A 14,661-nucleotide genomic window follows, 5' to 3' on the forward strand; every position below is an offset into this window, starting at 1 on the left:
CACGTCGCTTACACCGTGGGATTAGTCAACACGTCGAGTAGCCCGGCCTGTACCGGTGTCAGGCGCCGAGCATTGCGGTACACCCGCACCAGAATCGGCAGCACATCCTTGGAAGATCGCGCGCCATAGAACCACAGCGTTGAACCGTCCCCGAGCGGCTCGCCAAGCCTTGGGTAACCCGTCCAGCAGGCCGCATGGAACGCAGCGCTTTGACTGTCGGACACCAGCGCATCCAAGCGGTATTGACTCATGAGCGTGTCGATTTCATTGCGGGTGTGCAGATCGAACCTCAGGGAGTCATCCGCTCGCTGTGCAGGCACTGGCACCAGTGTCAGCCCAGCCAGACGAAGGGTTTCCAGCGCCAGCGTAAAGAGCGCACGGTGCTCAATACGTTCGTGGTCATTGCCGCGCTCGTACCGTTCTGCAACCCCCACGCACAGCCCAGTCGCTCTCCGGTCTGCCGTGAAGGTGGTGTTGTTCTGCACCAAAGGCACCTCCACCATCACCGGCCCCGAAGGATCGATGCCGCTTAAGGCAATCAGCGACAGCGATGGGTCACGCACAGGTTTCACGGGCAGGGCAGGCGCGTCATACCCTGGAATCGGGATGCCGCCCGCAGGGCGTTTGTCGCCACCGGGGGCCGTCCCGAAAGCGATACCGCTCGGGGCGGGTGTATCGACGGAGGGAGTGGGTGGCACTGTCGCCAGACCTGCTATCTCCGCCGGCGAAGATGACGGTGGCGGCGCAGGTGAGCCCGGTCGACAAGGCACGCCCAGCAGCCAAATTTTCCTACACTTGATGTCCATGTGGACAGCCCTCCGGAAGATGACTTTCCGAAGGATCATCGCACCCTCATCCGAGGCCTGGAACTGCTTGGAAACACCCGGAAAACTCCTTTTTCCGACGCGTCCTCCGACTACCAGCCCAGTCGTCAGCCAGCCAAGTGCTCTTGCGCACCTTGTGTTTCCACCTCCAGCCACCACGCATACCCACGCTCAGGCTGGTTCAAGCTGAATGCCTGCCCCATCGGCGGTGTGGTAATCGATACGTTGCGCTCCCAGGCCAGCGCCATGATCCGGTCAAACGGTTCGTGCCAGGCATGGAACGCCAGGTCGAAGGTGCCGTTGTGAATCGGCAGCAGCCAGCGCCCCTTGAGGTCGATATGGGCTTGCAGGGTTTGCTCAGGTTGCATATGCACATGGGGCCAATCGACGTTGTAAGCACCTGTTTCCATCAGCGTCAGGTCAAAGGGGCCGTACTGTTCACCGATACGTTTAAAGCCGTCGAAGTAACCGGTATCGCCGCTGAAAAAGATCCGCCGCGCCCCGTCGATCATCACCCAGGAACACCACAGGGTCTGGTTGGCATCAAACAGCCCGCGCCCGGAAAAATGCTGCGCAGGTGTCGCGACAAACCGAATACCGTCCACCTCAGTGCCCTGCCACCAATCCAACTGGCGTACTTTGCTGGCCTCCACCCCCCACTTCACCAGCAGGTCACCGACTCCCAACGGCGCAAGAAAATAGCGGGTTTTCTCGGCCAATTGAACGACAGCCTTGCGGTCAAGGTGGTCATAGTGGTTGTGGGAAAGAATCACCGCTTCCAACGGTGGCAGCGCTTCAAGACTGATGGGCGGCTGATGGAAGCGCTTGGGGCCGGCCCAACTGAACGGTGAGGCACGCTCGGCGAACACCGGGTCGGTGACCCAGAATTTACCGCGCATTTTCAGCAAAACCGTCGAATGCCCGAGGCGGAACACGCTGTGATCCGGGGCGGCCAGTAATTGCTCGCGGGTCAGCGATTGCACCGGGATCTGCCCCACCGGCCGCGTACTGCGCGGTTTGTTGAACAGCATGTTCCAGAAAATACGCAAGGTCTTGCCAAAGCCTCCATGCTGCACGGGGGGCTCGTTGCTGAAATGCGCCTGATCGTGCCTGGGCGCTGCTGGCGAAGAATCGACACGGGACGAGATCGTGGCCATTACCGGGTGACTCCTACGGATCGCTTATAAGTTACACTGCACAGTGTAGTTTCAAGATTGCAACAAAATCCGGAGCAAGTAAACTGCCGAGTGTAATTTCCTTGAAGAGCCGAACGCCACCCATGACTGCCCCTCAACGCCTCACCGACCGCAAGCGCGAAGCCATCGTGGCAGCGGCCATTGCCGAGTTTCGCGCAAACGGTTTCGAGGTCACCAGCATGGACAAGATCGCCGCCACCGCCGGCGTTTCCAAGCGTACGGTGTACAACCACTTCCCCAGCAAGGAAGAACTGTTCGCCGAAATCCTCCACAAACTCTGGGCCAGCAGTGTTGCACAGCTCGACGTCAGCTACGCCAGCGACCGCCCGTTGCGCGAACAATTGCGGGGGTTGCTGGAAGCAAAGATGAAGATGATGTCGGACGTGAATTTCCTCGACCTGGCCAGGGTCGCTATCGCTGCCACCATCCATTCGCCGGAACGTGCGCAGGACATGGTCACCCGCCTGAGCGAACGCGAAGAAGGGTTTACCCAATGGGTGCGTGCCGCCCAGGAAGATGGCCGGCTCAACTGCAGCGACCCGGCCTTTGCCGCCCACCAGATCCAAAGCCTGCTCAAGGCGTTTGCCTTCTGGCCACAGATTACCCTTGGGCAACCGACCCTGGATGCGGCCAGCCAAGCCAGCGTAATCGAGTCGGCCATCGACCTGTTCCTGGCCGGCTACGAAGTCAAAACACCGGGCCAGCCGTAAAAAACCGTTGCACGAGCGACGTCCCAGGTCGTTTTTGACGCATTCGCCCTCTGTTTTGCGCAAATGGCCTGGAAGGCCACTGATTATTCCCTCGCGAATAATTGACAATATTCGTGGGCATTCTCCGATCAGCAGTGAAGCCCACGAACACGTGTCGTCGTATCTGCAAAAAAAGAGCTGACCCAGGAATTTATGGAAAACAGACAAGGCAAAGGGCTTTCCTTTGCCAGGCGTATCTACAGGCCAAGGATTATCGGCACAGCCATGTGCTGTATCAGCGTGATAGCGGCGCTGTACCCGCTCGCGATGCCGGGTTGGCTCTGGGCGCTGTTATTGGTCAACGCTTTCGTCTGGCCACACGTGGCGTATCAATGGGCAACCCGCTCCAAATACCCCTATGACGCCGAGCAACGCAACCTGCTGTATGACGCACTGTTCAGTGGGTTCTGGGCGGCGACGCTGCAATTTACCCCGCTGACCACCGTGACCTTGCTGTCGATGGTCGCCATGAACAACGTCGCTGCCGGTGGTAAGCGCCTGCTGATACGCGGCGCACTGGCCCAAGTGCTCGGCGCCGCTATCGGCGCTGTGGTGTTCGGCCTGCACTTCAACCCGTCGGTGAGCCTGGTTGAGGTTTACGCCTGCCTGCCCATGCTCACGCTCTACCCCATGGCCATCGGCATGGTCTGCTATCAACTGGCGATCAAACTGTCGGAACACAAGCGAGCCCTCAGCGCCCTGAGCCGTATCGATAGCCTCACCGGCCTGCTCAATCACGGTTCATGGAAAGACCTGCTGCACCTCAAGTTCCACAAGTGCCAGCAACAGCAAAGCCATGCCACCATCGCCTTGATCGATATCGATCACTTCAAGCGAATCAATGACACCCACGGGCATATCGTCGGCGACACGGTACTGCGGCAATTGAGCCTGGAGTTGCGGCGTAACCTGCGGGAAAACGACCTGGCCGGGCGTTACGGAGGCGATGAATTCTGTGTGATTCTTCCACAAATGTCGCTGGAACAAGCCGCCCAGGTCATGGAGCGCATGCGTGAAACCTTCAGCAATTACCGCAACCCGCAGATCCCGGAACTGCGCGTGAGCCTGAGCATCGGCCTGGCGGGGTTTCAGCCGTCCTTTACCAACGCCGCCATGTGGCTCAATGCGGCGGACCGGGCGCTGTATGCCGCCAAAGACACCGGGCGCAACCGGGTCAGCGTAAGTGACGACAAGGTCGCCTATTCCGCCTGACGTTGTCCGATAACTGCTCGTCTGAATAGTGCGCCCTGCACCCCAGGCAGCAGCATAATGCCACCATTGGTCGCCTGCCCAAAAAAGGTCCTGCCCCTGGGGCGAACTTCCCGTCAGGCTGATCACTCTGAACCCGTTGTTCCACCCCGTTCTGTCGGCACAAGGAAGCTGACAATGAGCAAGTCAACCGTATGGCGTATGCCTTACGGGGGCAGGCGCATACCCAAGGAAACTCCAGCAGTCGCTTGCCCGAGCACCCGACCATGTTTTTTAACACCCATAAACAAACCATCAACACCCTGCAACACACCGTCGCCCAACAGGCCAGCCTGCTGGATGCCATCGAGCGCGCCATGGCGGTGATCGAATTCGACCTGCACGGCAACGTGCTGCGCGCCAATGCCAACTTCCTGCAGACCATGAACTACCGCGCCGAGCAGGTGGAGGGCCAGTCCCATCGCATGTTCTGCACCCCGGCGTTCGCTCGCAGCGCCGAGTACAACCAGTTGTGGTCGAACCTGCGCAATGGCCAGTTCCAGTCCGGCACCTTTGAACGAGTGGCCGGCAATGGCCAATCGGTGTGGCTGGAAGCCAACTATAACCCGGTGCGAAATGACGCCGGCCAGGTAATAAAAGTGGTGAAGTACGCGATGGACGTCACCCCGCGCCTGCAGGCGGAAAGTGAAGCCAATGCCAAACTGGAGGCCATCGGGCGTGCCATGGCGGTGATCGAATTCAACCTCGACGGCACCATCATCACGGCCAACACAAACTTTCTGCAGCGCATGGGTTACACCTTGGCGCAGATCCAGGGCCAGCATCACCGCCTGTTCTGCACCGCGGAACTGGCCGGCAGTTCGGCCTACAGCGACTTCTGGCGACGCCTGAACCAGGGCGAATTGTTCAGCGGCCAGTTCGAGCGGGTCGATAAAAACGGCCGGACCGTATGGCTTGAAGCCAACTACAACCCGGTGTACGACGCCAGTGGGCGCCTGTGCAAAGTGGTGAAGTTCGCCTCGGATATCACCGCCACGGTGCAACAACATGCGGCCGACGCCGCCAGCGCCGCCCAGGCGTACCACATCTCCCTGAACACGCGGGACATCGCCGAAAAAGGTGCCGAGGTGATCCAGCAAACAGCCAGCGGCATGCGCGACATTGCCGCAGACATCGATGGCTCCTCGCAACTGATCGCCAAGCTGGGTGAGCGTTCGCAGCAAATCACCGCCATCGTCAACACCATTCGGGGCATCGCCGACCAGACCAACCTGCTGGCACTCAACGCCGCCATTGAAGCGGCGCGGGCAGGCGAACAAGGTCGCGGGTTTGCCGTGGTGGCTGATGAAGTCCGGCAACTGGCAGCACGCACCAGCGGCTCCACGACGGAAATTTCCAGCATGATCGCAATGATCCAGGACGAAACCCGCCAGGCCATCCACAGCATGGACGGCACCCGCGACCGCGCGGCACAAGGTCTCGACCTGGCCGATCGCGCCGGTACGGTGATCCTGCAGATCCGCGCAGGCACGAGCGAGGCTGTGCAGGCGGTGAGTGCGTTTGCCAATGAACGTGGGGCCAACTGACCCGATCTTCATGCGGGCAGCCGGGGGCTCGGTCTATAGTGCACAACTGTCTATTTGTTGAGCACCCGAGCCCGCCATGACCTCAGAAAAGCCCGAAGCCGCCCCCGTCGACCACCTGCGCTTCCACCGCCGCCACGCTCACTTGGCGCCGACCTTTGGTAACGACACCTTCGCCCTCAAGGCCGAAGCCTTCGCACGCTTCTTCGGTACGCCCACGTTCCTCGGTGCGCAAACCGCCATTGTGGTGCTGTGGGTGGTACTGAACATCACCGGCATCACACATTTCGACATGTACCCGTTCATCCTGCTCAACCTGGCCTTCAGCCTGCAATCGGCCTACGCCGCGCCCTTGATCCTGCTGGCCCAGACGCGCCAGGCCGCTCGCGACAAAGCTCAGTCCGACGCCGACGCGCAGCACCGCGAAGCGCTGGCCGTTGCCAACACCGAACGCCAGGCCCAGGCCGCGCAGACCACCAAGCAGTTGCTGGAGCTGCTTGAGCAAAACACCCGGCTCACGGAAATGACCAAACAGCTGACAGAACATATCGAAAGCCTGACGTGCGAAATGCATGAGCACTTTGTGCGAAAAACCTAAGGCAAGCGCACATGCCCACTCAGCTCATCAAACAGTGTCACCACCGAGCGCAACGCCCGGCAGTCAGGGCGCGTCAGCAACCACAGCGCCGTATCGTGCCCCGCCAACGCGGGGCCCAGCGGTTGCAGGCCGTCGTCGACTAGAAAGTCGGGCAACGCCGCCACGCCCAACCCCGCCCGTACCAGCTCGGTGACCGACTGCATGCTGTTGCAGCGATAACTCAAGCGCACGCCGGGCAGGTGCTCGCGGCGCCAGGCCACTGTGGGATGATCGGGCAGGAAGTCATCCGGGGCGATCCAAGGCAGGTCCGCCCACTCCCGGCCCGCGTATTGGCTTGCCAACCCTGGGCTGGCGCACACCCGATAGGCCACGCCGCCCAAACGGCGGCCAACCAGATGCTCCGGCGGCGTGCGGGTGAGGCGCAAGGCAATATCCGCATCGCGGCGGCTGAGGTTGGCGAAATCATTCGACGTGCTCAGCTCCAAGGTCAGCGCCGGGTACTGCGGCATGAACTGCGCCAGGGCCGGCAACAGCAAACCTTGCAGCACCGAGTCGGTACAGGTCAGGCGCACCGTGCCGCTGATCACCTCACCGCCCTGCTCCACACCGATGCGCGCCGCTTGCAGCGCTTGTTCGGCACATTCCGCCTGCTGCGCCAGGTGGCTCGCCAGGCTCGTGGGCAGGTAACCGGCGCGGCTTTTTTCAAACAGCGTCTGGCCCAACGCCGCCTCCAGGCGCCGCACTGCACGGAACACCGTGGACACATCCACGCGCAATAACGTCGCCGCCCGCGCCAGGGTACCGCCGCGCACCAGGGCGAGGATCAGCGACAGGTCAGGGTAGTCAATGGAATAGTGCGTGGCTGCATTGAGCATGTGGGCAAACGCCAATTTTGATTGCGTGAACGCCAATCTATAGTGCACCCCAGGACACCACAAGCCACGGGATGTAAACCATGAACGCCACGCCCTTGCACCTCGCCCTGATCGGCGATTACAACCCTGATGTTATCGCTCACCAGGCGATTCCCCTGGCGCTGCAACAGGCGGCCGAAACGCTGGGCCTGACCCTCCATAGCCAATGGCTCGACACGGATGCGATGCCAGAAACCCTCCACGACTTCGACGGTTTCTGGTGCGTCCCCGGCAGCCCCTACCGCGACACCGATGGCGCACTGCGGGCGATCCGTTTTGCCCGCGAACAGCGGCGACCGTTCCTCGGCACCTGTGGCGGTTTTCAACATGCCGTACTGGAATACGCGCGCAATGTGCTCGGTTGGAAGGACGCCGAGCATGGCGAACTCGCCCCAGAGGCCAAACGCGCGGTGATCGCGCCGTTGAGCTGTACCCTGGTGGAAGCCACCGACAACGTGCGTCTGAAGCCCTACACTCGCATCGCCGACGCCTATGGCACCCTTGATCTGCTGGCAGGTTATCGCTGCCGCTACGGCGTGAACCCTGAGTTCGTCGATGCCCTGCTCGAAGGCGATCTGATCCCCAGCGGCCATGATTCGGCTGGCGACCTGCGCGCGGTGGAACTGCTCGATCATCCGTTCTTCGTGGCCACGTTGTTCCAGCCCGAACGCAGCGCGCTGAAAGGCGTCACCCCGCCCTTGGCGATTGCCCTGCTCAACGCCTGCCAGGCGGTGTCGGCATGATCGCCCGTACGCCCAACCCGCCCTACTACGCGGTGATTTTCAGCTCACTGCGCACCGAGGGCGACCAAGGTTACGGCCAGGCGGCCGGCCGCATGCTCGAACTGGCGCGCGAACAGCCGGGGTTTCTCGGCGTGGAATCGGCGCGGGAAGACGGCCTGGGGATCACCGTATCGTACTGGGAGAGTGAGGCGGCGATCCTCGCCTGGAAGCAGCAGGCCGAGCACCAGGCGGTGCGCGAACAGGGGCGCGCCACGTGGTATTCGGCCTTTCAGACCCGGGTATGCAAAGTCGAGCGGGCCTACGCCTTCCAGAATTGAAAGACAGGCCCCTCGCGGGCCTAACTGACCAGGCTGCGCAATGCAGTGATCTGCGGGATTTCGACCCGGCGCATATACACCCGCAGCGGCTCGGTGATGTTGATGCGGTCATCGACGTTCTGGTCCAGCAGCAACTGGATGCGTTCGCGGGACAGGGTCATGGTCTGCTCCGGGGCCGGCAGCCAGACGAATTCGGCGGTGGGGATGATGCCGTCATCGGCCACGTCCATACCGAAGGCGTCTTCGCTGAAACGTACGATGTACTGGCCCGTCTTGCGGTTGAGGCCAACAAACCCGTGGAGTTGGTCGGCGGCCTGGCAGATAAGCTCGGAGGTGATGCGCATGGTAAACCTCACTGAAAAGTCCCACAGGGACTGGAAAGATGGTTTACACGCGTGGCGAAAGTACCGCCCTCTGACGGGGCAGCTTCGCGCAAGAGTACTGCAATGCATCCCCTAAAAACCCGAAAAACTTTGGCCGTGCGCACGTTAATGTCGGTTTGGTGATAGCGCCTTTCGCAATCAATTGTTAAAAAGGAGGCCTTCTCAAAGCTACCTCCACGAAAGGACTTCGCATATGCCTGTCACGTTTACCAAGAGCGCCCTGCTGCTCGCCCTGATGCTCGGCCTCGGCCAGGCACATGCGCAAGACCCGATCAGCCCGGCTGAATTGGCGACTAACGAAGGCATCCCCTACCCTGCCGTGATCGCCCACCGTGGCGCCTCCTATGACGCCCCAGAGTCCACCGCCGCCGCCTACAAGGTCGCCCGCGACCTGGGTGCCGATTACCTGGAAATGGACCTGCAGCGCAGCAAGGACGGCGTGCTGTTCGCCCTGCACGACAACAACCTGCAGCGCACCACCGACGTGGCCACCAAGTTCCCCGACCGCAAGGACGCCCCGGCCAACGAGTTCACCTGGAAAGAATTGCAAACCCTCGACGCCGGCAGCTGGTTCAACGCCGCCTACCCGGACCGTGCGCGCCCAGGTTTCGTCGGCCTGAAAATCCAGAGCCTGGACGACATCATCAAGATCGCCGAAGGCAACCCGCAGCACAAACCGGGCCTGTACATCGAGACCAAAGAACCCAAGCAATTCCCAGGCATCGAAGCCGACCTGAAGAACAAGCTGCTGGACAAAGGCTGGCTGAGTTCGGCCGGTTCCAAGCTGGGCAAGAGCAACACCGGCGTCGGCCAGGGCAAGGGCCGCGTGGTGCTGCAAACCTTTGAAGTGGCAAGCCTCAAAGCGCTGCAGAACGAAATGCCCAACACCCCGAAAATCCTGCTGTTATGGGTGGGTGAAGGCAGCATCGAGCCGAAAAACAAGCAGACGTTCGCGGAGTCCGGCGAAACCACCAAGGCCGCTTATTACGCCAAGCAAGAACCGAAGGATGCTGCCGAGTTCGAAAAATGGGTCGACGAAGCCAAGAGCCTCGGCGCCATCGGCACCGGTCCTTCGGCTGAGCTGACCGCCCATGGCGACCAGAGCTACACCGACCTGGTGAAACCCGAAATGAACAAGCTGACCCACGACAAAGGCCTGCTGGTGCACGTGTACACCGTCGATGAGCCGGTGGACTTCGACAAGGTGATGAAAGCCGGCGTCGACGGCATCTTCACCAACCGCGCCGCCGAACTGCTGAAGTTCTACAAGCGCTGGCCGTCGTCCAGCGTGCAGGATCTGTTGAACGACTATAAGTACTGAGTCAACGGCCTGATCCTCGGGGCGCTGGGGCGCATAGAGGCCAGTCGCTAACCGTTTCATCCGAGTCTCGCTTTTACAGGAGGCTCAAGCCTGAAAGCCTGCGTGTAAATCGGATTGAACAAACGGCGTAACGGCTTGAACTAATTAAGGATGAATTAAGTTGCACTGGCTAACCTGATCCCACTTAAACAGCTCACCGAAGAAGGACACACCATGAAAACCCTGACTACGTTGTTCGCCGCTACCGCCCTGACCCTGACCGCCGGCCTGGCCCAGGCGGATGTTCGCCCGGACCACATCGAAGGCCTGCTCAAGTCCGGCGCAGTGATGCCTTTCGAGAAACTCAACGCGGCCGCAGTGGCCAAACACGCCGGTGCCACCATCCACGACACCGAGCTGGACCACAACAAAAGCGGCGTACTGGTCTACGAAGTTGACCTGACCGACACCACCGGCAAGAAGTTTGAAGTGAAACTCGACGCCAAGACCGGCGCCGTGCTGGAAGACAAACTCGATACTTGAGTGACCGCCTCACATAAAAACCGCGCTACCTCTGGGTAGCGCGGTTTTTTTATGCCTGCGGGTAGGAAAACCCTCCCCCTAACGAATGAAATAACGCCTACAGCGCACAAGGTCGCTAAAATCCCACTCATTGGCCGGGGCATAACGCTCACCACCTTACGGATCGAGAGTGCTGCATGGGGCAAAAAGCCGCCGACATCGCCACCATTGGCAGAATCAGTGCCGTCCCCGCGATGCTCAAAGTCATCAGCGATATGACCGGCCTGCGCTTTGCCGCCGTCGCGCGGGTGACCGACGACACCTGGACCGCCTGCGCCGTGCTCGACCAACTGGACTTCGGCCTTGGGGTGGGCGGTGAGCTGGACCTGGCCACCACGATCTGCCACGAGATTCGCGGCTCCCACGTGTCCGTGGTGATCGACAAAGCCAGCGAAGATCCGGTCTACCACGACCACCACACCCCGCGGCTCTACCAGTTTGAAAGCTATATTTCGGTGCCGGTGTTCCGCACCGACGGCAGATTCTTCGGCACCATCTGCGCCCTGGACCCCAATCCCGCCCATCTGCGCAGCAGCAGTATCCAGACCACCATGGAGTCGTTCGCCCGGGTGCTGTCCTTGCAAATCGAAGCCGAAGAAGCCGCGCATTACACGCAAGCGCAATTGCAGGAAGAACGCGGCACCGCCGAATTGCGCGAGCAATTCATTGCAGTGCTCGGCCACGACCTGCGCAACCCGCTGTTCGCGATCAACTTCGGTGCGGAACGGCTGCTGCGCAAATTCCCCGACCCGGCCACCGACACCCTCGTACGCCATATCCTCACCAGCGGTCGCCGCGCCGCGCAGTTGGTCGAAGACCTGCTGGACTTTGCCCGTGGCCGCCTGGGCAGCGGTATCCCGCTGAACATCGGCGATTGCCAGGGTTTGCAGGAGGCATTGCAGCATGTGGTCTCGGAAGTACAGAGCGTGCACCCGCAACGGGTGATCCAGGCGGATATCGGCGACCTGCAGGGCGTGAGCGGCGACCGTGATCGCCTGGCGCAGTTGCTCTCCAACCTGGTGGCCAATGCCATCCATCATGGTCATCACGATGGACCGGTGGAGGTCACGGCAAAAATCGAACAGGGTCGTTTCAACCTGAGCGTGAAAAACCCCGGACAGATTGACGCCCAAGCCTTGCCCCGGCTGTTCGAGCCCTACTCGCGCCCCGCCAAGGACACCCCCCAGGCCGGTCTGGGACTGGGGTTGTACATCGTCAAGCAGATTGCCGACGCCCATGGCGGTGAATTGAGCGTCTCCACCACCGCTGAGCACGGCACCGTGTTCACGTTCAGCCTGCCAACGGCCTGATCAGGCGCCGAGGCGCGCCGTCAACTCAGCAAACAGTCACAAAACTGTCAAATCTCCTTGCAATGATTTGCGCATGCGAACCTGTGAAATTTCCTACAGGCGCTTTCTCTGCGAGCCCTCATGAACCACAGCATCGACCACAGCCACCAGGACTCCGACCTGTTTGGCTTGCTTTACGGTTTCCGTTTCCGCCCCGGTGAAAAGGGTGAGCAAATCGATTCGGCCACGGCGCTCCAGGCGCTGCAACAACCGGCCGACCCGGATGAGTTTTTGTGGCTGCACCTGAACCTCGCCCACGCGGCGTGCGAGCGTTGGATGCAGGCCCACCTGGATTTGCCGGAAGAATTCTTCGAAGCCCTGCATGAAGGTTCACGCTCCACGCGTATCGAACACGTCGACTCGGCCTTGTTGGCGGTGGTCAACGACGTGGTGTTCAACTTCAGCAGCATGGTGTCGTCGGATATTTCCACGCTGTGGGTTTGCGCCCGCAGCCGCCTGCTGATCAGCGCGCGCCTGCAACCGCTGCACTCGGTGGACAAGTTGCGCTCGTCGGTGAAAGCCGGTGAAAGCTTTCGCTCGCCGCTGGCCTTGCTGGTGCACTTGCTGCGCGACCAGGGTGAAGTGCTGACGCAGATCGTGCGCAAGACCAGCATCAGCGTCGACCATATCGAAGACCAGTTGCTGTCTTCGCGCCTGTCCACCAACCGCGCGGAGCTTGGTGCCGCGCGCCGGGTGCTGGTGCGCCTGCAACGCCTGCTGGCGCTGGAACCGGGCTCGCTGTTGCGCCTGCTCAACCGGCCGCCGCAGTGGCTGCAGAAGGAAGACGTGAAGGAATTGCGTAAATCCACCGAGGAGTTTGCGCTGATCATCAACGACCTGATGGCCCTGGGTGAGCGGATCAAGCTGTTGCAGGAAGAGATCGCCGCCAACCTCAACGAGCAAAGCAACCGCACGCTGTTCACCCTCACCGTGGTGACGGTGTTGGCCTTGCCGATCAATATAATCGCCGGTTTTTTCGGCATGAACGTGGGCGGTGTGCCGCTTTCCCAGGACCCGGAGGGGTTTTGGATATTGGTGGCGTTGGTGGCCACTTTCACCTTGATCGCCGGGCGTTGGGCCTTTAGAAAGCGCAAAGATTACTGAACTTGAAATGCAATCCAATGTGGGAGTTGGCTCGCCTGCTCGCACATTGAATCTGCGGTGTTTTGTAGACCAGCGGCGACGTCAATTCCCTAAACACTGATCTGCGGCAGCATCTCTGTAACATTCTGCAATGACTATGAACGGCATCCTCACAACACTGGATGCTCCGGCATGGCCACCCCTTCCCTGACTGCCTCCACCCACACCTCAGTTGCAGACCCCAAACCCAGGCTGGACAAGAAACCCAGCCTGGTGACGGTGATCATCTTCTTCGCCGTGCTCGCCATGGGGCTGTTGTTCACCGCCTACAGCCTGATGCATGACATGCATGAAATGGGCGCCCAACTCACCACGTGGACGCCGTTTTTGCTGCTCGGCGTGGCGCTGTTGATCGCCTTGGGGTTCGAGTTCGTCAACGGCTTCCACGACACCGCCAACGCCGTGGCGACGGTGATCTACACCAACTCGCTGCCGCCGCATTTCGCGGTGGTGTGGTCGGGCTTTTTCAACTTCCTCGGCGTGCTGCTGTCGAGCGGCGCGGTGGCGTTCGGGATCATTGCGCTGCTGCCGGTCGAGCTGATTTTGCAGGTGGGTTCATCGGCCGGTTTCGCGATGATCTTCGCCCTGTTGATCGCCGCGATCCTGTGGAACCTCGGCACCTGGTGGCTGGGTTTGCCGGCGTCGTCGTCCCACACCCTGATCGGCTCGATCATCGGCGTGGGGGTGGCGAATGCCTTGATGCACGGGCGTGACGGCACCAGCGGCGTGGACTGGAGCCAGGCGATCAAGATCGGCTACGCCTTGCTGCTGTCGCCGCTGATCGGCTTCGCGTTTGCGGCCATGCTGTTACTGGCCCTGCGCGCCTTCGTCAAAAACCGTGCGCTGTACAAGGCGCCGAAAGGCGACACCCCGCCGCCATGGTGGATCCGCGGCATGCTGATCGCCACCTGCACCGGCGTGTCCTTCGCCCATGGCTCCAACGATGGGCAAAAAGGCATGGGCCTGATCATGCTGATCCTGGTCGGCACCCTGCCGATGGCCTACGCGCTGAACCGCACCATGCCGGCCGAGCAGTCGTTGCAGTTCGCGGCCGTGGCCGAAGTCACCCAGGTCGCCCTGGTGAAAAGCGCACCGCAACCGCTGAGCGGCGATCCGCGCCCGATTCTCTCGACCTACGTACGCACCAAGGAACCCACTGCAGAACTGGTGCCGGCCCTCGCGGCCCTGGCCGGGCAGATCGGTGAGGAAGTCAAAGGCTACGGCTCCCTGGCCAAAGTGCCTGCCGAAGCCGTCGGCAACGTGCGTAACGACATGTACCTGAGCAGCGAAACCATCCGCCTGATGGACAAGGGCAAGGTCGGTAATTTCGACGCCGATACCCAAGGCAAGCTGCAACTGTTCAAGCAACAGATCGACAATTCCACGCGCTTCATTCCGCTGTGGGTCAAGATCGCCGTGGCAATCGCCCTGGGCCTCGGCACCATGGTGGGCTGGAAGCGCATCGTGGTGACCGTGGGTGAAAAGATCGGCAAGACCCACCTGACTTACGCCCAAGGCGCCTCGGCTGAAATGGTGGCAATGCTGACCATCGGTGCGGCGGATATGTATGGGTTGCCGGTGTCGACGACGCATGTGTTGTCGTCGGGCGTCGCGGGGACCATGGTGGCTAATGGCGGTGGGTTGCAGATGCGTACGATCCGTAACCTGGCGATGGCGTGGGTACTCACGTTGCCGGCGGCGATCCTGCTTTCCGGCAGCCTTTACTGGCTGTTCACCCAACTCTTCTGACACAAAACCAAAGCAAAAGTGA

15 protein-coding genes are annotated in these 14,661 nt (G+C 61.0%); 11 read left to right on the forward strand and 4 right to left on the reverse strand.

Features of this window, described 5'->3' with window-relative positions; genetic code table 11:
- Positions 1-8: 8 nt before the first annotated feature.
- The gene (locus tag ACI512_RS28265) at positions 9-698 is read right to left on the reverse strand and encodes a hypothetical protein (RefSeq protein WP_405121443.1); all 690 of its coding nucleotides are present in this window, start codon (positions 696-698) and stop codon (positions 9-11) included.
- Between the two features lie 233 nt (positions 699-931).
- On the reverse strand, positions 932-1,981 hold the full coding sequence (locus tag ACI512_RS28270; RefSeq protein WP_236380004.1) for an MBL fold metallo-hydrolase: 1,050 nt from the start codon (positions 1,979-1,981) through the stop codon (positions 932-934).
- 122 nt (positions 1,982-2,103) lie between these two features.
- On the opposite strand from ACI512_RS28270, the gene ACI512_RS28275 reads away from it, so the two are divergent.
- The 4 genes from ACI512_RS28275 to ACI512_RS28290 all read left to right on the forward strand — a co-directional run bounded on the left by ACI512_RS28275 (position 2,104) and on the right by ACI512_RS28290 (position 6,159).
- Positions 2,104-2,730: a TetR/AcrR family transcriptional regulator gene (locus tag ACI512_RS28275; protein ID WP_236380005.1), complete on the forward strand. Its 627-nt coding sequence runs from the start codon at positions 2,104-2,106 to the stop codon at positions 2,728-2,730.
- A gap of 192 nt (positions 2,731-2,922) precedes the next feature.
- A complete protein-coding gene (locus tag ACI512_RS28280; RefSeq protein WP_236380007.1) occupies positions 2,923-3,981 on the forward strand; it encodes a diguanylate cyclase in 1,059 nt (352 codons plus the stop codon).
- A 263-nt stretch (positions 3,982-4,244) separates the two neighbouring features.
- On the forward strand, positions 4,245-5,564 hold the full coding sequence (locus tag ACI512_RS28285) for a PAS domain-containing methyl-accepting chemotaxis protein (RefSeq protein ID WP_329615615.1): 1,320 nt from the start codon (positions 4,245-4,247) through the stop codon (positions 5,562-5,564).
- Between the two features lie 76 nt (positions 5,565-5,640).
- Complete coding sequence (locus ACI512_RS28290) at positions 5,641-6,159, forward strand: DUF1003 domain-containing protein (RefSeq protein WP_231809336.1); 519 nt, start codon at positions 5,641-5,643, stop codon at positions 6,157-6,159.
- Here ACI512_RS28290 and ACI512_RS28295 read toward each other — a convergent pair.
- Positions 6,156-7,034: a LysR family transcriptional regulator gene (locus ACI512_RS28295; protein ID WP_231809337.1), complete on the reverse strand. Its 879-nt coding sequence runs from the start codon at positions 7,032-7,034 to the stop codon at positions 6,156-6,158. The genes ACI512_RS28290 and ACI512_RS28295 overlap by 4 nt on opposite strands.
- Before the next feature lie 80 nt (positions 7,035-7,114).
- Here ACI512_RS28295 and ACI512_RS28300 point away from each other — a divergent pair, with 80 nt between their 5' ends.
- The gene (locus tag ACI512_RS28300) at positions 7,115-7,816 is read left to right on the forward strand and encodes a CTP synthase (RefSeq protein WP_236380009.1); all 702 of its coding nucleotides are present in this window, start codon (positions 7,115-7,117) and stop codon (positions 7,814-7,816) included.
- Entirely contained in the window at positions 7,813-8,133 is a 321-nt protein-coding gene (locus ACI512_RS28305) for an antibiotic biosynthesis monooxygenase (protein ID WP_015885501.1), read from the forward strand. The genes ACI512_RS28300 and ACI512_RS28305 overlap by 4 nt, the downstream gene beginning before the upstream one ends.
- A gap of 20 nt (positions 8,134-8,153) precedes the next feature.
- On the opposite strand, the gene ACI512_RS28310 is transcribed toward ACI512_RS28305, so the two are convergent.
- Positions 8,154-8,477 (reverse strand): DUF2025 family protein, encoded by a 324-nt coding sequence (locus ACI512_RS28310; RefSeq protein ID WP_046036455.1) that lies wholly within the window; start codon positions 8,475-8,477, stop codon positions 8,154-8,156.
- Between the two features lie 232 nt (positions 8,478-8,709).
- On the opposite strand from ACI512_RS28310, the gene ACI512_RS28315 reads away from it, so the two are divergent.
- The 5 genes from ACI512_RS28315 (at position 8,710) to ACI512_RS28335 (ending at position 14,639) form a co-directional block, all read left to right on the forward strand.
- Positions 8,710-9,837, forward strand: coding sequence for a glycerophosphodiester phosphodiesterase family protein (locus ACI512_RS28315; RefSeq protein WP_046036456.1), 1,128 nt, complete (start codon positions 8,710-8,712; stop codon positions 9,835-9,837).
- 213 nt (positions 9,838-10,050) lie between these two features.
- Positions 10,051-10,359, forward strand: a complete 309-nt coding sequence (locus ACI512_RS28320; RefSeq protein WP_236380011.1) for a PepSY domain-containing protein — start codon at positions 10,051-10,053, stop codon at positions 10,357-10,359.
- A gap of 176 nt (positions 10,360-10,535) precedes the next feature.
- The gene (locus tag ACI512_RS28325; protein WP_236380013.1) at positions 10,536-11,708 is read left to right on the forward strand and encodes a GAF domain-containing sensor histidine kinase; all 1,173 of its coding nucleotides are present in this window, start codon (positions 10,536-10,538) and stop codon (positions 11,706-11,708) included.
- A gap of 120 nt (positions 11,709-11,828) precedes the next feature.
- The gene (locus ACI512_RS28330; RefSeq protein WP_015885507.1) at positions 11,829-12,851 is read left to right on the forward strand and encodes a transporter; all 1,023 of its coding nucleotides are present in this window, start codon (positions 11,829-11,831) and stop codon (positions 12,849-12,851) included.
- Positions 12,852-13,022: 171 nt separating this feature from the next.
- Positions 13,023-14,639, forward strand: a complete 1,617-nt coding sequence (locus ACI512_RS28335) for an inorganic phosphate transporter (protein WP_064053680.1) — start codon at positions 13,023-13,025, stop codon at positions 14,637-14,639.
- Positions 14,640-14,661: the final 22 nt, after the last annotated feature.

This window comes from Pseudomonas petroselini (assembly GCF_045037875.1).
GTDB classification, from domain to species: Bacteria; Pseudomonadota; Gammaproteobacteria; order Pseudomonadales; family Pseudomonadaceae; genus Aquipseudomonas; species Aquipseudomonas petroselini.

What these genes read in the sequence shown, in the direction of transcription:
- ACI512_RS28290 (WP_231809336.1), top strand. Translation starts at nt 5,641, where the DNA reads ATGACCTCAGAAAAGCCCGAAGCCGCCCCCGTCGACCACCTGCGCTTC.
- ACI512_RS28320 (WP_236380011.1), top strand. Translation starts at nt 10,051, where the DNA reads ATGAAAACCCTGACTACGTTGTTCGCCGCTACCGCCCTGACCCTGACC.
- ACI512_RS28280 (WP_236380007.1), top strand. Translation starts at nt 2,923, where the DNA reads ATGGAAAACAGACAAGGCAAAGGGCTTTCCTTTGCCAGGCGTATCTAC.
- ACI512_RS28300 (WP_236380009.1), top strand. Translation starts at nt 7,115, where the DNA reads ATGAACGCCACGCCCTTGCACCTCGCCCTGATCGGCGATTACAACCCT.
- ACI512_RS28270 (WP_236380004.1), bottom strand. Translation starts at nt 1,981, where the DNA reads ATGGCCACGATCTCGTCCCGTGTCGATTCTTCGCCAGCAGCGCCCAGG.
- ACI512_RS28295 (WP_231809337.1), bottom strand. Translation starts at nt 7,034, where the DNA reads ATGCTCAATGCAGCCACGCACTATTCCATTGACTACCCTGACCTGTCG.
- ACI512_RS28335 (WP_064053680.1), top strand. Translation starts at nt 13,023, where the DNA reads ATGGCCACCCCTTCCCTGACTGCCTCCACCCACACCTCAGTTGCAGAC.
- ACI512_RS28325 (WP_236380013.1), top strand. Translation starts at nt 10,536, where the DNA reads ATGGGGCAAAAAGCCGCCGACATCGCCACCATTGGCAGAATCAGTGCC.
- ACI512_RS28285 (WP_329615615.1), top strand. Translation starts at nt 4,245, where the DNA reads ATGTTTTTTAACACCCATAAACAAACCATCAACACCCTGCAACACACC.
- ACI512_RS28310 (WP_046036455.1), bottom strand. Translation starts at nt 8,477, where the DNA reads ATGCGCATCACCTCCGAGCTTATCTGCCAGGCCGCCGACCAACTCCAC.
- ACI512_RS28330 (WP_015885507.1), top strand. Translation starts at nt 11,829, where the DNA reads ATGAACCACAGCATCGACCACAGCCACCAGGACTCCGACCTGTTTGGC.
- ACI512_RS28315 (WP_046036456.1), top strand. Translation starts at nt 8,710, where the DNA reads ATGCCTGTCACGTTTACCAAGAGCGCCCTGCTGCTCGCCCTGATGCTC.
- ACI512_RS28305 (WP_015885501.1), top strand. Translation starts at nt 7,813, where the DNA reads ATGATCGCCCGTACGCCCAACCCGCCCTACTACGCGGTGATTTTCAGC.
- ACI512_RS28275 (WP_236380005.1), top strand. Translation starts at nt 2,104, where the DNA reads ATGACTGCCCCTCAACGCCTCACCGACCGCAAGCGCGAAGCCATCGTG.